The 16,849-nt window shown below is 69.6% G+C and carries 16 protein-coding genes and 1 riboswitch; of the genes, 4 read left to right on the top strand and 12 right to left on the bottom strand.

Features of this window, described 5'->3' with window-relative positions; translation table 11 throughout:
• Positions 1 to 33: 33 nt before the first annotated feature.
• The 6 genes from dapC to typA form a co-directional block, all read right to left on the bottom strand.
• On the bottom strand, positions 34 to 1,158 hold the full coding sequence (gene dapC, locus ACYVAN_RS08255; protein ID WP_460957374.1) for a succinyldiaminopimelate transaminase: 1,125 nt from the start codon (positions 1,156 to 1,158) through the stop codon (positions 34 to 36).
• Positions 1,155 to 1,475: a ferredoxin gene (fdxA, locus tag ACYVAN_RS08250; protein ID WP_460957372.1), complete on the bottom strand. Its 321-nt coding sequence runs from the start codon at positions 1,473 to 1,475 to the stop codon at positions 1,155 to 1,157. The genes dapC and fdxA overlap by 4 nt, the downstream gene beginning before the upstream one ends.
• A gap of 354 nt (positions 1,476 to 1,829) precedes the next feature.
• Positions 1,830 to 2,207: a hypothetical protein gene (locus ACYVAN_RS08245; RefSeq protein ID WP_460957370.1), complete on the bottom strand. Its 378-nt coding sequence runs from the start codon at positions 2,205 to 2,207 to the stop codon at positions 1,830 to 1,832.
• On the bottom strand, positions 2,204 to 3,118 hold the full coding sequence (gene mshB, locus ACYVAN_RS08240; RefSeq protein ID WP_460957368.1) for an N-acetyl-1-D-myo-inositol-2-amino-2-deoxy-alpha-D-glucopyranoside deacetylase: 915 nt from the start codon (positions 3,116 to 3,118) through the stop codon (positions 2,204 to 2,206). Before mshB ends, ACYVAN_RS08245 begins: the two co-directional genes overlap by 4 nt.
• A 70-nt stretch (positions 3,119 to 3,188) precedes the next feature.
• On the bottom strand, positions 3,189 to 4,934 hold the full coding sequence (locus ACYVAN_RS08235) for an ABC transporter family substrate-binding protein (RefSeq protein ID WP_460957366.1): 1,746 nt from the start codon (positions 4,932 to 4,934) through the stop codon (positions 3,189 to 3,191).
• Positions 4,935 to 5,149: 215 nt separating this feature from the next.
• On the bottom strand, positions 5,150 to 7,078 hold the full coding sequence (gene typA, locus ACYVAN_RS08230; RefSeq protein WP_460957364.1) for a translational GTPase TypA: 1,929 nt from the start codon (positions 7,076 to 7,078) through the stop codon (positions 5,150 to 5,152).
• Positions 7,079 to 7,379: 301 nt separating this feature from the next.
• Here typA and ACYVAN_RS08225 point away from each other — a divergent pair, with 301 nt between their 5' ends.
• Positions 7,380 to 7,940 carry a hypothetical protein gene (locus ACYVAN_RS08225; protein ID WP_460957362.1) on the top strand — a complete coding sequence of 187 codons (561 nt, stop codon included), beginning with the start codon at positions 7,380 to 7,382 and terminating at the stop codon, positions 7,938 to 7,940.
• 69 nt (positions 7,941 to 8,009) lie between these two features.
• Here ACYVAN_RS08225 and ACYVAN_RS08220 read toward each other — a convergent pair whose 3' ends face one another.
• Positions 8,010 to 8,315: a YciI family protein gene (locus ACYVAN_RS08220; RefSeq protein WP_460957360.1), complete on the bottom strand. Its 306-nt coding sequence runs from the start codon at positions 8,313 to 8,315 to the stop codon at positions 8,010 to 8,012.
• A gap of 218 nt (positions 8,316 to 8,533) precedes the next feature.
• On the opposite strand from ACYVAN_RS08220, the gene trpS reads away from it, so the two are divergent.
• On the top strand, positions 8,534 to 9,499 hold the full coding sequence (trpS, locus tag ACYVAN_RS08215) for a tryptophan--tRNA ligase (RefSeq protein WP_460957358.1): 966 nt from the start codon (positions 8,534 to 8,536) through the stop codon (positions 9,497 to 9,499).
• A gap of 326 nt (positions 9,500 to 9,825) precedes the next feature.
• Here the strand turns inward: trpS and ACYVAN_RS08210 are convergent, their stop codons facing one another.
• From ACYVAN_RS08210 to ACYVAN_RS08195, 4 genes are read right to left on the bottom strand one after another with little or no spacing between them, the layout of a single operon-like run.
• Positions 9,826 to 10,671: an NUDIX domain-containing protein gene (locus tag ACYVAN_RS08210; RefSeq protein ID WP_460957356.1), complete on the bottom strand. Its 846-nt coding sequence runs from the start codon at positions 10,669 to 10,671 to the stop codon at positions 9,826 to 9,828.
• Between the two features lie 56 nt (positions 10,672 to 10,727).
• Positions 10,728 to 11,774 (bottom strand): ABC transporter ATP-binding protein, encoded by a 1,047-nt coding sequence (locus ACYVAN_RS08205; RefSeq protein WP_460957355.1) that lies wholly within the window; start codon positions 11,772 to 11,774, stop codon positions 10,728 to 10,730.
• Between the two features lies 1 nt (position 11,775).
• Entirely contained in the window at positions 11,776 to 13,413 is a 1,638-nt protein-coding gene (locus tag ACYVAN_RS08200) for an ABC transporter permease (protein WP_460957353.1), read from the bottom strand.
• Between the two features lie 6 nt (positions 13,414 to 13,419).
• Entirely contained in the window at positions 13,420 to 14,472 is a 1,053-nt protein-coding gene (locus ACYVAN_RS08195) for a thiamine ABC transporter substrate-binding protein (protein WP_460957351.1), read from the bottom strand.
• A 36-nt stretch (positions 14,473 to 14,508) separates the two neighbouring features.
• Positions 14,509 to 14,619, bottom strand: a riboswitch (TPP riboswitch).
• 131 nt (positions 14,620 to 14,750) lie between these two features.
• Between ACYVAN_RS08195 and ACYVAN_RS08190 the strand changes: the two genes are divergently transcribed.
• Both ACYVAN_RS08190 and ACYVAN_RS08185 read left to right on the top strand, forming a co-directional pair.
• Positions 14,751 to 15,044, top strand: a complete 294-nt coding sequence (locus ACYVAN_RS08190; RefSeq protein WP_460957349.1) for a 4a-hydroxytetrahydrobiopterin dehydratase — start codon at positions 14,751 to 14,753, stop codon at positions 15,042 to 15,044.
• A 50-nt stretch (positions 15,045 to 15,094) separates the two neighbouring features.
• Positions 15,095 to 15,298 (top strand): DUF397 domain-containing protein, encoded by a 204-nt coding sequence (locus ACYVAN_RS08185; RefSeq protein ID WP_460957347.1) that lies wholly within the window; start codon positions 15,095 to 15,097, stop codon positions 15,296 to 15,298.
• Between the two features lie 585 nt (positions 15,299 to 15,883).
• On the opposite strand, the gene ACYVAN_RS08180 is transcribed toward ACYVAN_RS08185, so the two are convergent.
• Positions 15,884 to 16,840 carry an FAD-dependent oxidoreductase gene (locus ACYVAN_RS08180; protein ID WP_460957345.1) on the bottom strand — a complete coding sequence of 319 codons (957 nt, stop codon included), beginning with the start codon at positions 16,838 to 16,840 and terminating at the stop codon, positions 15,884 to 15,886.
• Positions 16,841 to 16,849 lie beyond the last annotated feature (9 nt).

Below are 16,849 nucleotides of genomic sequence, written 5' to 3'. Positions count from 1 at the left end.
CACAGCACCAGGCGGTTCACAGCGCCAGGCGGTTCACAGCGCCAGGCGCCGGGCTGCTTCCTCGATGCGTTCGTCCGATGCGGTCAGGGCGACGCGCACGTGCCTGCTGCCCGCGGGGCCGTAGAAGGTGCCGGGCGCCACCAGGATGCCCCGCTGCGCCAGCCAGTCCACCGTCTCCCAGGCGTCCTCGCCACCGGTCGACCACAGGTACAACCCACCCTGCGAGTGCTCGACGGTGAAGCCCGCTTTTTCCAACGCCGGGCGCAACACCGCGCGCCGCGCCGAGTACAGCCCGCGTTGGGCGCTCACGTGCTCGTCGTCGCCGAGCGCGGCGGTCAGCGCTTCCTGAACCGGGCGGGGAACGATCATCCCCGCGTGCTTGCGCAGCTCCAGCAGGCGCCGCACGAGGTTCGGATCGCCGGCCACGAACCCGGCGCGGTAGCCCGCGAGGTTCGAGGACTTCGACAGCGAGTGCACGGCGAGGACACCGGTGGGATCGGGCGTCACCGCGGGGTGCAGCACCGATACCGGCTCGGCATCCCAGCCGAGCGTCAGGTAGCACTCGTCCGAAGCCACGACGGCGCCCATCTCCTGAGCCGCGCGCACCGACCTGGCCAGCTGTTCGGCTTCGAGAACGCGACCGGTCGGGTTCGACGGCGAGTTCAACCACAGCAGCGCCGTGCCCGGAGGCGGAAGTTCACCCGGCGCGAGGCGGACGGTCTTCGCTCCGGCCAACGTCGCGCCGACCTCGTAGGTCGGATACGCCAGTTCCGGAATCGCCACGACGTCGCCGCCGCCGAGCCCCAGGAGGGTCGGCAGCCAGGCCACGAGCTCCTTCGATCCGATCGTCGGCAGCACCGCATCCGGGTCCAGCCCGACCACTCCGTGCCTGCGTCCGAGAGCGGCGACCGCCGCCTCCCGCAGCTCGGTCGTACCGTGCGTGGCCGGATAGCCCGATTCCTTCGACGCGGAGTCGAGCGCGCGGCGCAGCACGTCCGGGACCGGGTCGACCGGCGTACCCACGGACAGGTTCACCGGTCCGTCAGGGTGCGCCCTGGCCTTCGCCGCGTGGTCGGCCAACGAGTCCCACGGAAAATCCGGCAGCACCGGCCCTCGAGGCCCGGCCGGATCTCCGACCGGGCTGACGTCCGACCTCATTCCGCCTGCGGCGGGAGGCTGGTGACGGGCTCGACGTCCTTGTTGACCCTGCCCACCTTGGCCGCTCCGCCCGGGGAGCCCAAATCGTCGAAGAAGTCCACGTTCGCCTTCGTGTAGGCGGTCCACTCCTCCGGGACGTCGTCCTCGTAGTAGATGGCCTCCACCGGGCACACCGGCTCGCAGGCACCGCAGTCGACGCATTCATCCGGGTGGATGTAGAGCATCCGCCCGCCCTCGTAGATGCAGTCGACGGGGCATTCCTCGATGCATCCCTTGTCGAGCACGTCGACGCAGGGTTCGGCGATCACGTAGGTCACGGTTGCTCTCTCCTGCTTGAAGCGTTTTCCCTGTCCGCGCTCACAAGTGCCGCGCGGTCCTGACAGTATCCCCCTTGTGCACCGCGGGGACGAAATCGGCTCCCACAGCGCACCGGGCCCCCTGACCTTACGTCCCTCCACCCCGGGGGTAAACGGCGTAAACCCAGATGCTGGAACGCGGACGCGCACGCCGGCACCCGTCGACCCCACCGGCCCCGACCAGGGCGCATCCCCCCAAACCCGACCATTCCGCCAGGTGACGCGCACGTCCGGCCGCCACATCCGGCACTCACCGCGTGGCTCTCGCCACCAGGAGTGCTGTTCGCCACATCTGCGACCGGAGGCCGACGGCGATCACGCGTGGTTCGCGGCCAACCGGTTCCGGGCCAGCACGATCCCGAGCATCATCGCGCTCGGCAACGTCCCGGCCCCCAGCAACAACAGGGTGCGCCAGTCGTTGCCGAGCAGCACCGTGTCCCCGCCCGGGCCGAACGCACCGAACCCGAAGGCCGTCAGGAACCACACCAGCAGCGGGGCCACCGCGACGCTCAGGTGCGGGGAGAGCCGGCCGGCCGCCGACACGGCCAGCGGCGTCGTCACGGCCGCGAGAGCCGCGGTGATCGGGAACTGCATCGAATCGATGTACAACGGCAGGTAGAGCAGCTCGATCAGCGCGAGCAGGACCATGTCCACCAGCAGGAAGCCGAACACCACCCGATCCCGCGCCGTCACCGGTGCTCCGCCCGCTCGGTTCCGCCCACTTCCAGGCCCCCGAACAGGTCATGGGCGCAGCCCTCGGAAGTACCCGCAGCCAGCACGAAGTGCTCCGTATCGACCAGCGGCTGGGCCACGTCGTTCGACAACGCCAACGCCGCGACACCCGCGCCGCCGTCCTCAGCGCCCTCCCACACCCGAACCTGCGTGCGGTGCGCGCGCAACGCGCCGAGCTTCGCGGGGAGGTGTTCGCCGACGTCGACGACGGTCGTGATCCGCTCGTCCGCCACGCTCGGCAACTCGTGGGGTCGGGGCAGCGCGAACGGCAGGTCCGGCGCCCGGCCGAGCTCGGCCAGCCCGTCGGCCTGCACGCCTTCCGACGGCACGACGTGAAAGACGCGGTGCACTTCCGGCACTCTCGCGGCCGCTGTCATGGTCACCTCGTGCGCGCGGACGTGATCCGGATGCCCATAGCCCCCGTCGCTCGCGTAGGTCACCACCACCTGCGGTTCGACCTCCCGTAGCACCGCTTCGAGCTGATCGGCCTGCACGCCCCGGTCCCCGGCCACGAACGCACGAGGATGCGCCCCGGGGAGGGCTCCGGCGATTCCCGGGCGTTCCCATTGCATGCCGGAGTCGCGCCAGCTCCCCATCCCGCCGAGGAACCGCTGGTCGGCGACCCCCAGCTCCGCGCAGGCGGCGCGCAACTCGCCGACCCGATAACCACCGAGCTGATCGGCTTGGTCCGAGACCAGCCGACGCAGGTCTTCGGGGATCACTTCGCCCTCTTCACCGAGGGTGCAGGTAACCACTGTCACGCGAACACCGGAAGCGGCGTACCGGGCAATCGTGCCGCCGGTCCAGATCGTTTCGTCATCGGGGTGCGCGTGTACCAGCAGCAACCGAGGTGGGGGCGTCAGCGTCGTCACCCGGCCAGCCTATTGAACGCCGTGCGGCGCCTGGCGAACGGTCTGGTGGCACGCGCTGGGACGCAGCGGATCACCAGCCGTCGTCCTCGGCCGGTGTGCCCTTCCAATCGGCCGCCGTCGAGAACGGCCCGGCGAGTCCGTTGCCCTCTTGCACACCGCTGACGTCGCGCCGCTGCACGAGCACCTGGGCCTGCTGGTAAAGCGGCAGGGCGATCGCCCTCGACCACAACACCGACTCGATCTTCGCCGAGGCGTCCTCGAACGAGAGACGCCCCGTCATGGCCGCCTCGATAGTGGGCTGCAGGAGCTCGTCGCAGAATCCGGCCGGGTTGTACGGCAGTGACGACGGGTCGCTCTCGGACGCCGACGACGGGCAACCGTAGGCCGAAGCCATCATGGACGCCGGATCTCCGCCCGCAGGCCTCGGAGTGATCGCCATGTCCACCGAAGCGGCCGGACCGGGCTCCTCCGCGAGCGGGTTGTCGGCGAGTACGTCGGTGAACAGCTCATCACCGGTCGGCGTGACCGCGGTCGCCCGGATTCCCTGCTCAGTGAGCTGGCGGGCCGTTTCCTCGGCGATCCGGACGTACTGCTGGTGTTCGAACGGGGCCGCGATCACCAGGTTGAGCGGCTTGCCGTCCCGCATCCACACACCGCCACTGCGCTGATAACCGGACTCGGTCAGCAACCGGGCCACATCGGCGGGATCCCCGCTGGGGTTTCCCGCGGGCTCGGTGGGCCGATAGCCGCGTTCGGAGGGCGCGAGCACCTGGCTGTGCGCGTGCAGCTGGTCGGCCGGGCCACCGTCGGAACCCACCTCGATCAGGCGGTCCCGGTCGACGGCCGCCGCGACCGCTCGGCGCACCTTCGTCTCGGCGAGGTTCGGACTGGTCGGACGCAGCAGGACCTGCATGGTCGCCGGCCGCGGAATGGTGGTGATCTGCACGGATTCACCCAGCGCGCGCAGCGAGTCGATGGCCGCGCGGTCCGCCCCGAACACCGCCAGGTGGCTGTCACCGCTGCGCAGGGCTGCGACCTGCCCCGCCTTGTCATTGGCGCGCAGCACGATCCGGTCGGACACCGACGGGGTGCCGTAGTAGCGGTCGTTGCGTTCCAGGACGATCACGCCGCGGTCGAGGTCGACCTGCCTGAACCGGAACGGTCCGCCCGAGGCGGGGTATCCCTCGTCGAGCGCGGTGGTCCAGCCACCCGGTGAGTCCTTGAGCAGGTGCGCGGGAAGCAGATTGGTGAACAGCGACTTCCAACCCGGGTAGGGCTGGGCGAAGGTGACCTCCACCGTCTTGCCACCGGCGTGGGACGCCACGTCCTCGATCAATCGGTAGCCTGCGGGATCCGTCACCCCCGGCTGGGATCGCAGCTGCTGCCACAGGTAGACGAAGTCCTCGGCCGCGATCGGTCCGCCGTCGGACCAGTTCGCCTCCGTCCGGATCCGGTATCGGACGGTGAACTTCTCGGCGTCCGGAACCACTTCGGCCGATTCCATCAGCGTGGTGTCCAGTCGCAGCTCGCCGTTTTCGTCCGGCCGGAAGACCGACGGCAGCATCAGGCTGGACAACGCCGAGCTCGTCGGGGACAGGTCCGCGAGGGTGTGCGGGTTGAACCCGCCCTCGATGGTGTCCACGCCGACGACGACCTCGGTGGGCATCGGCTGGGTGGTCGGCACGTCCGGCGGGGCGTCCGACGTGGCCGGCGGGTCGACCAGCGGTGGCGGTGGCGCGTTCGTGCACGACACCACCAAGCTCAGCACGGCGAACAGCAGACCGACCACGGCGGGACGACGCCGACCTGAAAACACGCGGCCGAACCTCCCTCCCAACACCTGGCGACCCACACGCGGGCGGACAATTGCACGCTCCGCTAGGAAGCGGCGCGAGCACCCCATCGTTCCGTCCGCTGTTCCGGTGATCGGCGGCGGGGTGCCATTACGGAGTGTCCCTCAGGTGAACGGCCATGTCCGCCGTTCCACGCGAACCCGGACCAACCAGTCTCGCGCGGAACGGCACACATCGCTCAGGAGTTGTCGCGCGCCTTGGCCTTCGAGCGGTCACGACCGCGCGTCGTGGAGTCCAGAACCATCTTGCGGACGCGGATCGCCTCCGGACCGATCTCGACGCATTCGTCGGCGGAGCAGAACTCCAGTGCCTCCTCCAGGCCGAGCGTGCGCGGCCTGGCGAGCCGCTCGAGCTCGTCACCGGTCGCGGAGCGCATGTTGGTGAGCTTCTTCTCTTTGGTGACGTTGATGTCGAGGTCCTCGGCACGCGGGTTCTCACCCACGACCATGCCCTCGTACACCTCGGCGCCCGGCTCCACGAAGAACGTTCCCCGGTCGGCCAACTGCATCATCGCGTAGCTGGTGACCGGTCCGGTGCGGTCGGCGACCAGCGAACCGCTGTTACGGGTGCGCAGCTCACCGACCCACGGGAAGTACCCCTCGAAGACGTGGTTGGCGATGCCCGTGCCCCGCGTCTCGGTCAGGAACTCGGTACGGAACCCGATCAGGCCGCGGGCCGGGATGATGTATTCGAGGTTGATGCGGCCGGTGCCGTGGCCGTCCATCGTCTCCATCCGGCCCTTGCGGGAGGCCATCAGCTGGGTGATCGCGCCGAGGTGCTCCTCGGGAGCGTCGACGGTCAGGCGCTCGAACGGCTCGCACAGCTTGCCGTCGATGGTCTTGGTGACCACCTGCGGCTTGCCGACGGTCAGCTCGAAGCCTTCCCGCCGCATGTTCTCCACCAGCACGGCCAGGGCCAGCTCGCCACGTCCCTGCACCTCCCAGGTGTCCGGGCGCTCGGTGGGCACGACCTTGACGCTGACGTTACCGATCAGCTCGCTGTCCAGCCGGTTCTTGACCTGTCGCGCGGTGACCTTGGTGCCGCCGTTGCGGCCGGTCATCGGCGAGGTGTTGATGCCGACGGTCATGGAGATCGCCGGGTCGTCGACGGTGATCCGCGGCAACGGCTTCGGGTCGTCGAGGTCGGCGAGGGTGTCGCCGATGGTGATGTCCGGAATTCCGGCGATGGCGACCAGGTCACCGGCCGAGGCCTGTTCCGCCGGGACCCGATCGAGGTTCTCGGTGATCATCAGCTCGGTGAGCTTGACCTTCTCGACGCTGCCGTCCTCGCGGCACCAGCCGACGTTCTGCCCCTTGCGCAAGGTGCCCGCGTGGATGCGGCACAGCGCGATCCGGCCGAGGAACGAGGAGGCGTCGAGGTTGGTGACGAGTGCCTGCAGCGGCGCGTCGAGCTCGGCGACCGGCGCGGGCACGTGCTCCAGGAGCACGTTGAACAGCGAGTCGAGGTTCTCGTCCGCGGGCAGTTCCCCGTCGGTCGGCTGGGTGAGGCTGGCTCGTCCGGCGCGGGCCGACGCGTAGACCACCGGCAGATCGAGGACCGCGTCCATGTCGACGGTGGCCTCGCCGCTCTCGTCGAGCTCGGAGGCCAGCTCCAGCAGCAGGTCGTGGGCCTCTTCGACGACCTCGGCGCACCGGGCGTCGGGACGGTCGACCTTGTTGACCACGAGGATCACCGGCAGCTGCGCGGCGAGCGCCTTGCGCAGCACGAAACGGGTCTGCGGGAGCGGCCCCTCGCTGGCGTCGACGAGCAGCACGACACCGTCGACCATCGACAGGCCGCGCTCGACCTCACCGCCGAAGTCGGCGTGACCGGGGGTGTCGACGACGTTGATGGTGACCGGGCCGTCCTCGGTCTCCCGGTGAACGGCCGTGTTCTTGGCCAGGATGGTGATGCCCTTCTCGCGCTCCAGGTCATTGGAGTCCATGACCCGGTCGACGAGTTCCGCTCGCTCGGAGAAGGCGCCGGACTGGCGCAGCATTGCGTCCACCAAGGTTGTTTTGCCGTGGTCGACGTGCGCGACGATCGCTGCGTTGCGCAGATCGCTGCGAGTCTGCTGGTTCGGGACGGCGACGCTGGTGGCGGACACGCGAGTACTCCTGAATGGTCGGAGAGCAAGTGGTTCGGAAAGTAGCGGCGGTGCTCGTCGACCAACGTCTGCCGCGGCTCCGCTATTGCCGCCGCTGCGGAGCTATGACGCCGCCGGGAATAGGGCCCGACGCGGCACGATGTCGACACGCGGCACCACCAAGCGTAGTCCAATGCTCGGTAGAACCCTCGGGCACGTGCGCAGTGCAACACCCCTGGGCCCACGAACAACATCAAGTTCGCCTTCTTAGGTTAGGTTCACCTACGCTGGAGGTCCCGACCCCGGCCGCGGAGTGAATAGCGTGGGCAAAGGCACCATCAAGGTCAAGCGAAAGTGCTGTCATTCGAAGCCACCGTGCAAGAGCTGCCCGATCGTAGTGCTCCGCGAGGCCCTGCGGGATTCGAAGGCTCAGGAGGCCCGGAAGGCCGAGAAGGGCGCCCCCAAGCGCGCCGAGACCGCTGCGCCGGACCGGAGCGAACCGAGACTCGAGACGGCTGCTCGGGACCTGACCGACCCGCGGTCGATGGAAACGGCTCCCGAACGCGCCGCCAGGAAGCTGCTGGAAAAGCCCCTGGAGGCTTACCTGAAGCCGCTCCCGGACGCATCCGACGCCGAAACGGCTGTGGAACCCACCTACACATCGATGGCGGACCGAGAGCCGGTCGACGATCAGTGCGACTGTGCTGACCAGGATTGCGTCGACGACCAGGAGGACATCGCCGACGAGGACGGTGTCGACGGCCGGGACGGCGTCGCCCGCGAAGAATCTCTCGCCGACCGGGAAGCTGTCGCGGACGAGGTCGTTCCGAAGAACAAGAAGAAGGACAAGAAGAGCAAGAAGAAGGGAAAGAAAAAGTCGTGATCTCCCCGGCCCGCGCCGACAGACGGCCGCGGGCGGAACACTGATCGCGCGATATTCGGTTTTGCTCGACTATTCCGCCGGGGACAGGCGATCGGCGTACTTGGCCAATTCCGGGACGGTTCGCAGCGCCTCGAATTCGATCACCTCGTGGCGCGCGAGCTTGTGCCACTCGAACGGGTCGGTGGCCAGGATCGCCTCCAGCCTGTTCCTGGACATCGCCCGGGCGATGATCACCCCTCCGGTTCGCGGCTGCCGGTGACCGGTGGCGATGAAATCACCCGCATCGTAATGGCGGCTGACCCACTCGTAATGATCCACCAGCCTGGCGTCGATCTCGGTATCGGGACCCGTGTAGTGCAGCAGTACAACAAACATTTTTTCACGATAACGCCGCGGCTCTCCCCCCGCCGATCACGCGGAGGTAGCATTCGTTCCGTGCACGCTTTTGTGACCAGTTGGTGGGCCGCCGAACGGCGGCCCCTGCTCGACGTGCACTGACAGCAGACTTGACTCGGCCGCCGCTGGTGGCGGCCGACGCGTGATGCTGGAGCGGTCGATCCCGGTGGCGGTCGGATCCGACACCAGGAGTGATCATGACCCGCCTTTCCGGATTGACGCCGTCCGGCCATGTCCAGCTCGGAAACCACCTCGGCGCGGTGCGCCGGTGGGCGGCCGAGGCCGGACCGGACGACCGGTTCTTCATCGCCGACCTGCACGCCATGACCAATCCGTACCGACCGGAGCGGCTGCGCGCGCTGACCCGCGAGCAGCTCGCGGTGCTGCTGGCCACCGGCATCGAGCCGGAATCGGTGTTCGTCCAGTCCGATCTGGCCGGCGAGCTCGGAGCGCTGAACTGGGTTCTGGAGTGCACCTGCACCTACGGCGAAGCCGCCCGGATGACGCAGTTCAAGGAGAAGGGTTCCGGCCGTGATTCGGCCAGGGTGGGCCTGCTGACCTATCCGGTGCTGATGGCCGCCGACATCCTCCTGCAGGGTGCGACGGAGGTTCCCGTCGGTGCCGACCAGGGCCAGCACGTCGAGCTGGCGCGGGCCATCGCCAGGCGGTTCAACAGCGGTTTCGGCGAGGTCTTCGCGGTGCCCGGCGCGGTGCTGCCCACGGCGTCGGCCCGGGTGCGCGACCTGGCGGATCCGAGCCGGAAGATGGCCAAGTCCAACCAGCAGTCGGCCGGTGTGGTCTTCGTGCTCGACGAGCCGGACGTGGTACGCCGCAAGTTCCGGCGGGCGGTCACCGACGATCTCGCCCGGGTCCGCTACGCCCCGGAGGAGCAACCCGGCGTGGCGAACCTGCTGGAGATCCTCGCCGGCTGCACCGGAACGAGCCCGTTCGGTGCCGCCGAAGGCATCGGCTCGTACCAGCAACTCAAGGAGCTGGCGGCGGAAGCGGTCGTGGCGGAGCTGCACCCGGTTCGCGAGCGGGTTCGCGAGCTTCTCGACGACCCGGCCGAACTCGATCGCATCCGCGCGCAGGGAGCCAAGCGCGCTTCCGAGCGCGCACAACCGCGGCTGGACGGCGCACTGCGAATGGCCGGACTGCGTTGAACTCCGCAGGGTGGCGGGACGCCGGTCCCGCCACCCTGTCACCGGTCAAGCGGCCCTGTCACCGGTCAAGCCGCCCTGTCACCGGTCAAGCCGCCCTGTCACCGGTCGAGCCGCCCTGTCACCGGTCGAGCCGCCCTGTCACCGGTCGAGCCGCCCTGTCACCGGTCGAGCCGCCCTGTCACCGGTCGAGCCGCCCTGTCACCGGTCGAGCGGCCCTGTCACCGGTCGAGCGGCCCTGTCACCGCCGTTCCCGCGGGGCCCGCCCGACTATCCGTCGGGCGGGGCGCCCGCCGAGCACATTCGTCGAGCTGATGGGCTCGAGCGATTCACCGGCGCAGGCAGTCTCGGATCGAGTGCACCAGCACGCGGTCGGCGTCGAGCCAGTTCAGGCCGGTCAGGTCCGGCCCGTCGATCCAGCGCACCGCGCGGTGTTCGACGGCCTTCGGGTAAGCGGACGAATCGGCGAGTTCGGCGGCGTGGATGCGCAGCAGCATGCCGTTGTTCAGCGGCACGTCCGTGCCGATCCGGTGCGCCGGTTCGACGTCGACGTCGAGTTCCTCCCGGCATTCCCGCACGACCGCGTCGGCCTCGGTTTCGCCCGGGTCCACCCGCCCGCCGGGCAGTTCCCAGCGTCCGGCGTCCGCTGCCGGGAAGTGCCGCTGCTGGGCCAGCAGTTGCCCCTTGCGGACGATGGCGGCACCGACGACGACCGACCGCTCGGCCCACGCCTCGGCGACGGCCCGCACCGCGACCATTCGCTGCGCGAGCACGCCGAGCACCACCCGCCGCATCAGCGTCACGTCCACCACCCGGCCCAATCTGCCGCCGGGGGTCGTCCAGTGCAGCGAGTCCGTGACCAGGGTCCGACCACCCACATCGGCCAGCACCGACTCGTGCCGGAGTTCGCGCAGCGGCCCGTCGACCAGTACCGAGGACATCCCGTCGGCATCGGCCCGCACGACGCGGGTCCGCAACCGCACCGGTATTCCGGCGACGCCGAGCCGGAAGCCGATCTCGTCACCGGGCACCAGCAGCTCCAGCGCCGAGGGCGTCGCCCAGGCGCGCACGCCCACCTCGGCGAGGCCGGTCGTGGCGGTTCGGGTGTGACGCAGCGCGGCGGCCACGGTCGCCACCGGCGCGTCGATCAATCCCGTGCTACGCAACACAGACACGTGTTCGTATCTTGCCCGACCGTCTCCAGCCGGTCACCGGCCCCCACCTCCGGCGCTCACTCGCCGACGAGCGCCACGCCGCCGGGGTTGAGTTCGAGTCGCACGCTTTCCCCGATCGCGGGGGCGTTGTTGATCTGCGCGATCGCCTCGACCTTCCCCACCTCGGGCACGTCGACGCCCAGTCGCACGTGGTCGTGCCGGTGGACGCGTTCCAGCACGGTCCCGGCAGCACCACCACCGGCGACCGCTGAACCGACGCCTGCACCGACCTCCGGGGCCGCGTGGACTCCGGACGCGCGCAACCCCAGCCGGGCGGCACCGTCCTCCGCACCGATCGCCACCCGGCCGAGAGCGCAGCTGGCGATCCCGCCGCTCACCTGCGCGGGCAGCAGCGTGGTGCAACCGAGGAATTCGGCGACCTCGTCCGTGGCCGGGTGGCGCCAGAGCCTGCCGGGGGTGTCCACCTGCGAGATCGTGCCGTCGAGGAGGACGCCCACCCGGTCGGCCAGCGTGAAGGCCTCGTCGTGGTCGTGGGTGACGACGATGGCGGTCGCGTCGTCGCGGTCCAGCAGCGCCGCCAGGTCGACGGCGAGCTGGTCACGGAGCACCCGGTCGAGCGCGGACAGCGGCTCGTCCAGCAGCAGCAGTCTGGAGTCGGCGGCCAGTGCGCGGGCCAACGCGACCCGTTGCGCCTCGCCCCCGGACAGTTCCGTGACCCGGCGGCGCTGGTAACCGTCGAGGCCGACGACGTCGAGGAGCTCGCCCACCTTCCGCTTCCGGTGGGCCCGGCCGTGCGCGCGCATCCGCATCCCGAACTCCACGTTCCCCGCGACGTCGCGGTGCGGGAACAACTGCCCGTCCTGGAAGACCATGCCGAAACCACGCCGGTGCACCGGCACCCGCGCGAGGTCGTCTCCGTTCCAGCGGATCCCGCCCGAAGTGGGCCGTTCGAGTCCGGCGACCGCGCGCAGCAGCGTGGACTTTCCGCATCCGGACGGCCCCAGCAGCGCGACCACCTCACCTCCGGCCACCGACAGGTCCACATCGGACACGGCTTCGGTGGTCCCGAAGCGGACCGTGAGTTCGCGGATGGTCAGGCTCATTTCAGAACTCCTCGACTGCGTCCTCGCGCACCCGCAACCGTTCGATGACGATCACGGCGAGCACGGTGACGACCATGAGCAGCGCGCACGCCGCATACGCCATCTGGGTGTTCAGCTGTCCCGGTCTGGCGATCAATCGGGCGATCGCCACCGGCAGCGTCGGCGCGTCCGGGCGGGCGAGGAAGCTCGTCGCGCCGAACTCGCCGAGCGCCACGACGAACCCGAACCCGGCCGCGGACACGACGGCTCGGGCGGCCAGCGGCACGTCGACCTCCCACCGCACTCGCCACGGGCTCGCGCCGAGTGTCGCGGCGGCCTGCCGCAGCCGGGCGTCGATGGCCCGCAGCACCGGCAACACCATCCTGATCACCAGCGGAATCACCACGAGCGCCTGCACGAACGGGACCAGCAGCGGTGACGTGCGCAGGTCGCCAGGCAACGCGTCCAGCGTGATCAGGTAGCCGAATCCGACGGTGACGGCCGAGACGCCCAGCGGCAGCATCAGCGCGGTGTCCAGCACGTCCGCCGTGCTCTTCCGCCGCACCCCGACGAGCACCAGCGAGGCCAGCAGGCCGATCAGCAGCGCCAGCCACGTGGCGTCGGCGGCGTTGCGCACCGAGTTCAGCGCCGCCTCGTAGCCCGAGACCTCCAGCGTGCCGCGCTCCCCGGTTCCGGCCAGCGCCCGGAATCCGGCGAGGCTCCAGCCGTCGGGCGCGGTGACCGAACGGGCCAGCAGCCCCACGATCGGGGTGAGCATTCCGCTGAGCACCAGTGCGGCCGCTCCGACCACCCACCATTCCGCGCCCCGAGGCCGTCGCGCGGTGTCCCCGGTGCGCCGCAGCCGCAGCGCCGTCTCGCGACGCCGCCTGGCCACGGCGGCGATCACCAGCGCCGCCAGCACCGCCGCCACTTGCAGCAGCGACAGCGCGGCCGCACCGGAGAGGTCGAGCATTCGCACGGTGCGCAGGTAGATCTCGGTTTCGAGGGTCCGGTACCGGCCGTCCCCGAGCACCAGCACGATGCCGAAGCTCGTGGAGCAGAACAGGAACACCACTGCCGCGGCGGATCCGAGCGCGGGCATCAGCGCGGGCAGCGTGATCGAACGGAACGCGCGCAACCGGGAGGCGCCCAGGCTCCGCGCGGCGTCCTCACCACGGGGATCGAGGTGCGCCCAGAGCCCACCGACGGTCCTGGCCACCACCGCGACGTTGAAGAACGCGTTGGCCAGCACGATCGCCAACACGCTGCCGTCCGAACCTCCGAGCAGCGCGCGGAAGGCCATGCCCACCACGATCGTCGGCAGCACGAACGGCACCGTGATCATCGCCCGGATCGCGGTTCGCCCGGGCACGGCCGCGCGGGCGAGGACGTAGGCCAGCGGCATGCCCGCCAGCAGCGCCACCGCCGTGGACGCGGCGGCTTGCCCCAGGGTGAAACCCACCAGCCGCCAGGTGCTCGGCTCGGTCAGCACCGCCCCGAATTCGCCGTCCAGGCCCAGCTCGACGATGGCCGCCACCGGCCACACGAAGAACGTCCCGAGGAATCCGAGCACCAGCGCACCGGCGAGCGGCAGCAGCACCCGGTGCCCGGCACGCGGCGCGGGCGACGAACTCCGCCGCCGACCGGCGAGCACGGTCATCGGCGGTCAGCCCCGAACCACGTCGCGCCACTGTTCGACCCACTGGTCGCGGTGGCGTTCGACCCGTTCGGCGGGCATTTCGGCGGGATCGTGCGGCAGCGGCGCGTGGGTGGCCCAGCCCGGAGGCAGCGGCACGTCCCGCACGACCGGGTACACGTACATCTGTTCGGCGACCTGGCGCTGGAAATCCTGGGAGAGCAGGAAGTCGACCACCTTGCCCGCCGCTTCCGGGTGTTCGGCGCCCGCCAGCACCCCGGCGTATTCGACCTGCCGGTAGCAGGTGTCCAGGAGCGCCTTGGTCGGGGCGGTGCCGTCCGGCCCGACCTCGGCGGCCGGGGAGGAAGCGTAGGACAGCACGATCGGGCGCGGTCCCGCACCGGACGAACCGGAGAAGTCCTGGTTGTAGGCCTCTTCCCAACCGGAGCTGAGCTTGGTGCCGTTGGCCATCAGCCGCTGCCAGTAGTCCTGCCAGCCGGTTTCGCCGAAAGTGGCGACGGTGTTGAGCAGGAATGCGAGCCCCGGGGAGGACGTCGTCGGGTTCGGCACGGCGAGCAGGTCGCGGTACCGGGGATCGGTCAGGTCGCGCAGGCTCGTCGGCTCCGGAACGCCGTGTTCGGCGAACCAGCGGGTGTCGACGTTGAGGCACACGTCGGCCACGTCGACGGCGGTGAGCCGGTCACCGGCCCCCAGCGCGTGGCGTTCGGGGCCGCGGTCGGCGTTGACGGCGTCGTGCTGGGCGAACACGCCCTCGCCCAGCGCGCGAGAGGCGAAGGTGGAGTCGACCCCGTAGGCGACGTCGCCGATCGGGTCGCCCTTCGACAGCACGAGTTTGTTCGTGAGTTCCCCGGCGTCACCGCTGTGCCGGATCTCGACGTGAATCCCGTTCTTCCGTTCGAAGTCGGCGAGCACCTGCTCGTCGACGGCGAAGGAGTCGTGGGCGACCAGCGTGACCGTGCGCGTGCCCGGTGGCGGCTCCGCCGAAGTTCCGATGAGCGAGCAGCCGGATGCCAGGGCGACCACCACGGTGGCGACGCCGAGGCGCTGTAACGAACGTTTCAAACGATCCTCCCGATCTCACACCACGCGTGCGGCATCGAGCTGATCGCATCGCCTCCCCGCGCCGGCATGATCCGGTTCGGGTCTCGACGGTCGAGGGGTTCGGCCCCTCCTCTCAGCCCAGCTCACTGGACTCCCGTGGCGACGTGAGTGTACTTCAGGTGAGATCGCGACGGCAGGCGCGTGTTCGAGACGCTCGCCACGCCCCGTGGCCGCACGAGCCGCGCCGACGCACCGGCGGGTTGCTCGCATTCCGGGCGGTGAGGCACCACCATGTGTTCATGACCGATCTTCTCAACGACACGCAGGTGTCCGAGGCGCTGGCGCATCTGCCGGACTGGCACCAGGACGACTCGGAGCTGACCCGGACCGTGGAGTTCGAAAACTTCGCGCAGGCGATCCAGGCCGTGAACCGCATAGCCGAGATCGCCGAGAGCGAGCACCACCACCCGGACATGGACATCCGGTGGCGCAAGGTCACCTTCCACTGCTCGACGCACTCGGAAGGCGGGATCACCCACAAGGACGTGTCGATGGCCGAGGAGATCGACGGCGTGGTGGAAGCCCTCTCCTGAGCAGGGCGCGGCTGGTCGGTTCGGCATAGCCAACGTTTAAGGAGGGCTACGTGCGAGCCCCAGCTCTTGGGCCGGTCACCTGGCACAAGTCCAGCCGCACCACCGACAACGACAACTGCGCCGAGATCGCAGACCTGTCCGACACGATCGCCGTCCGGGACTCCAAGATCCCCGATGGCGCCGCCTTCGTGTTCAGCCCGTCGGCGTGGTCGGCATTCCTGTCCGCAGTCAAGACAGGTCGGCTCGACCACTGATCACCGACCGGAAGCCCCGCCCGACACGAATCCGGGCGGGCCCCGGGGCGCATCCCCCTGCGCAGAGATATAGATCGAGCGTGAGCCAGTAGCACGAACCACCAGGTGCCGTGATCACAGCGCCACAGCTTCTCTCGCCGGGGACCCGGCGAGAGAGCCCTTCTCTTACACAGATTCCGCACAGCACTGCTGGTCAGGACAGCACCCGTGGAGACCACCAACCACCCCGCACCCGCCAGGAGACATAACCGGCATTTCCAACGGGCGCTGCGGGAAAATAGGATTCGAGTCCACTGGGGTGGTAGGTCCGCGCGGGTGGTCCCTCAGTTCGGACGCGGGCGAGCGGAGGTTGTGTCGTGCACAAGATCGCTGATCAGCGAGAGATCGGCTCCGGTGCCGCTGTCGGCTTGGCACTGGGAGTCGCGTTTTCCCTGCTTCTGGACGAATGGGCGTTCTTGGCTGTCGGGATAGCGATCGGACCTGGTGCAGGCATGGCGATCGGGAAGGCAAGGTCTCGACGGAAGGGCAGTACCGACGGGACCAATGACCCGGCCTGAGGCAGCGAGATCGGATACAACGCCCGTCCTAGGCCTCGCCGGTGACGAGGTCGGCGGCTTCGAAGGCACAGCCCCACGACAATGCGACGCCGGAACTGCCGTGCCCGTAGTTGTGGACTATCCGCGCCCCGCGGAACTCCTCGACGTCCAGCCGCACGGCATCGCGCCCCGGTCGCAGCCCCACCCGCACTTCCAGCACCTCGACCTCGGACACTCGCGGATCGATGGCGGCACAGCGCCGGATGATCCCCTCGGTCACCCGCTCCGACGGGTTCGGATTCCAGTCCTGGTCCACGGCTATCCCGCCGAGCACCAGGCGCTCCCCGTGCGGAAAGAAGCTCGCGAACTCCACATTCGAGCCCACCTCGACGAAGTACTCCTCGACCCCCGGATTGCGCACCACCACCTGCTGGCCACGCACCGGATGCACCCCGGGGTCCCCGACGAGTTCGCGGGCTCCCACACCGGAGCAGTTCACCACCGTCGCCGCTTCTTCGACCGCTTCGGCGAGCGAGGGCACCGGGCTCAGCACCAACCGTCCACCCGCCGACTGGAAGCGGTCGACAAGCCGGTCCAGGTAGCGGGGCATGTCGATCAGCGGGACGGTCGCCCGGTAGCCGCTGGCGAACCCCTCCGGTAGTTCGTCCTCCGTGCAGTGCCGCAGGTCGGTCAGCAATCGGGTTTCGGGCGGCACCGTGTCACCGAGGGCGAGCCTCGAAGCCATCCGGCCCGGAACGAGCCGCACACCCGAATCTTCCTCGCGGGCAAGGGTCATGAACTCGGCGTGCGCCATGGTCGCCCAATACAGGACCCGTCCGGGTGGCCGTAGCATCGCCGGACCCCACATCGCACCGGCCACCGCCGAGGTGGTCTCCTGCGGTCGTTCGGCCGTCCGGATCAGCACCTCGTAGCCCTGCTCGGCCAGCACGACACCGGTCGAGAGGCCTTGCACACCTGCACCGACGACCAGCACCGACGGGTTCATTTTTCCACG

The sequence above is a fragment of the Parasphingorhabdus pacifica genome (assembly GCF_054779195.1).
Note: the sequence above shows the minus strand (reverse complement) of the source record. Positions and strands in the feature narration are given on the sequence as shown.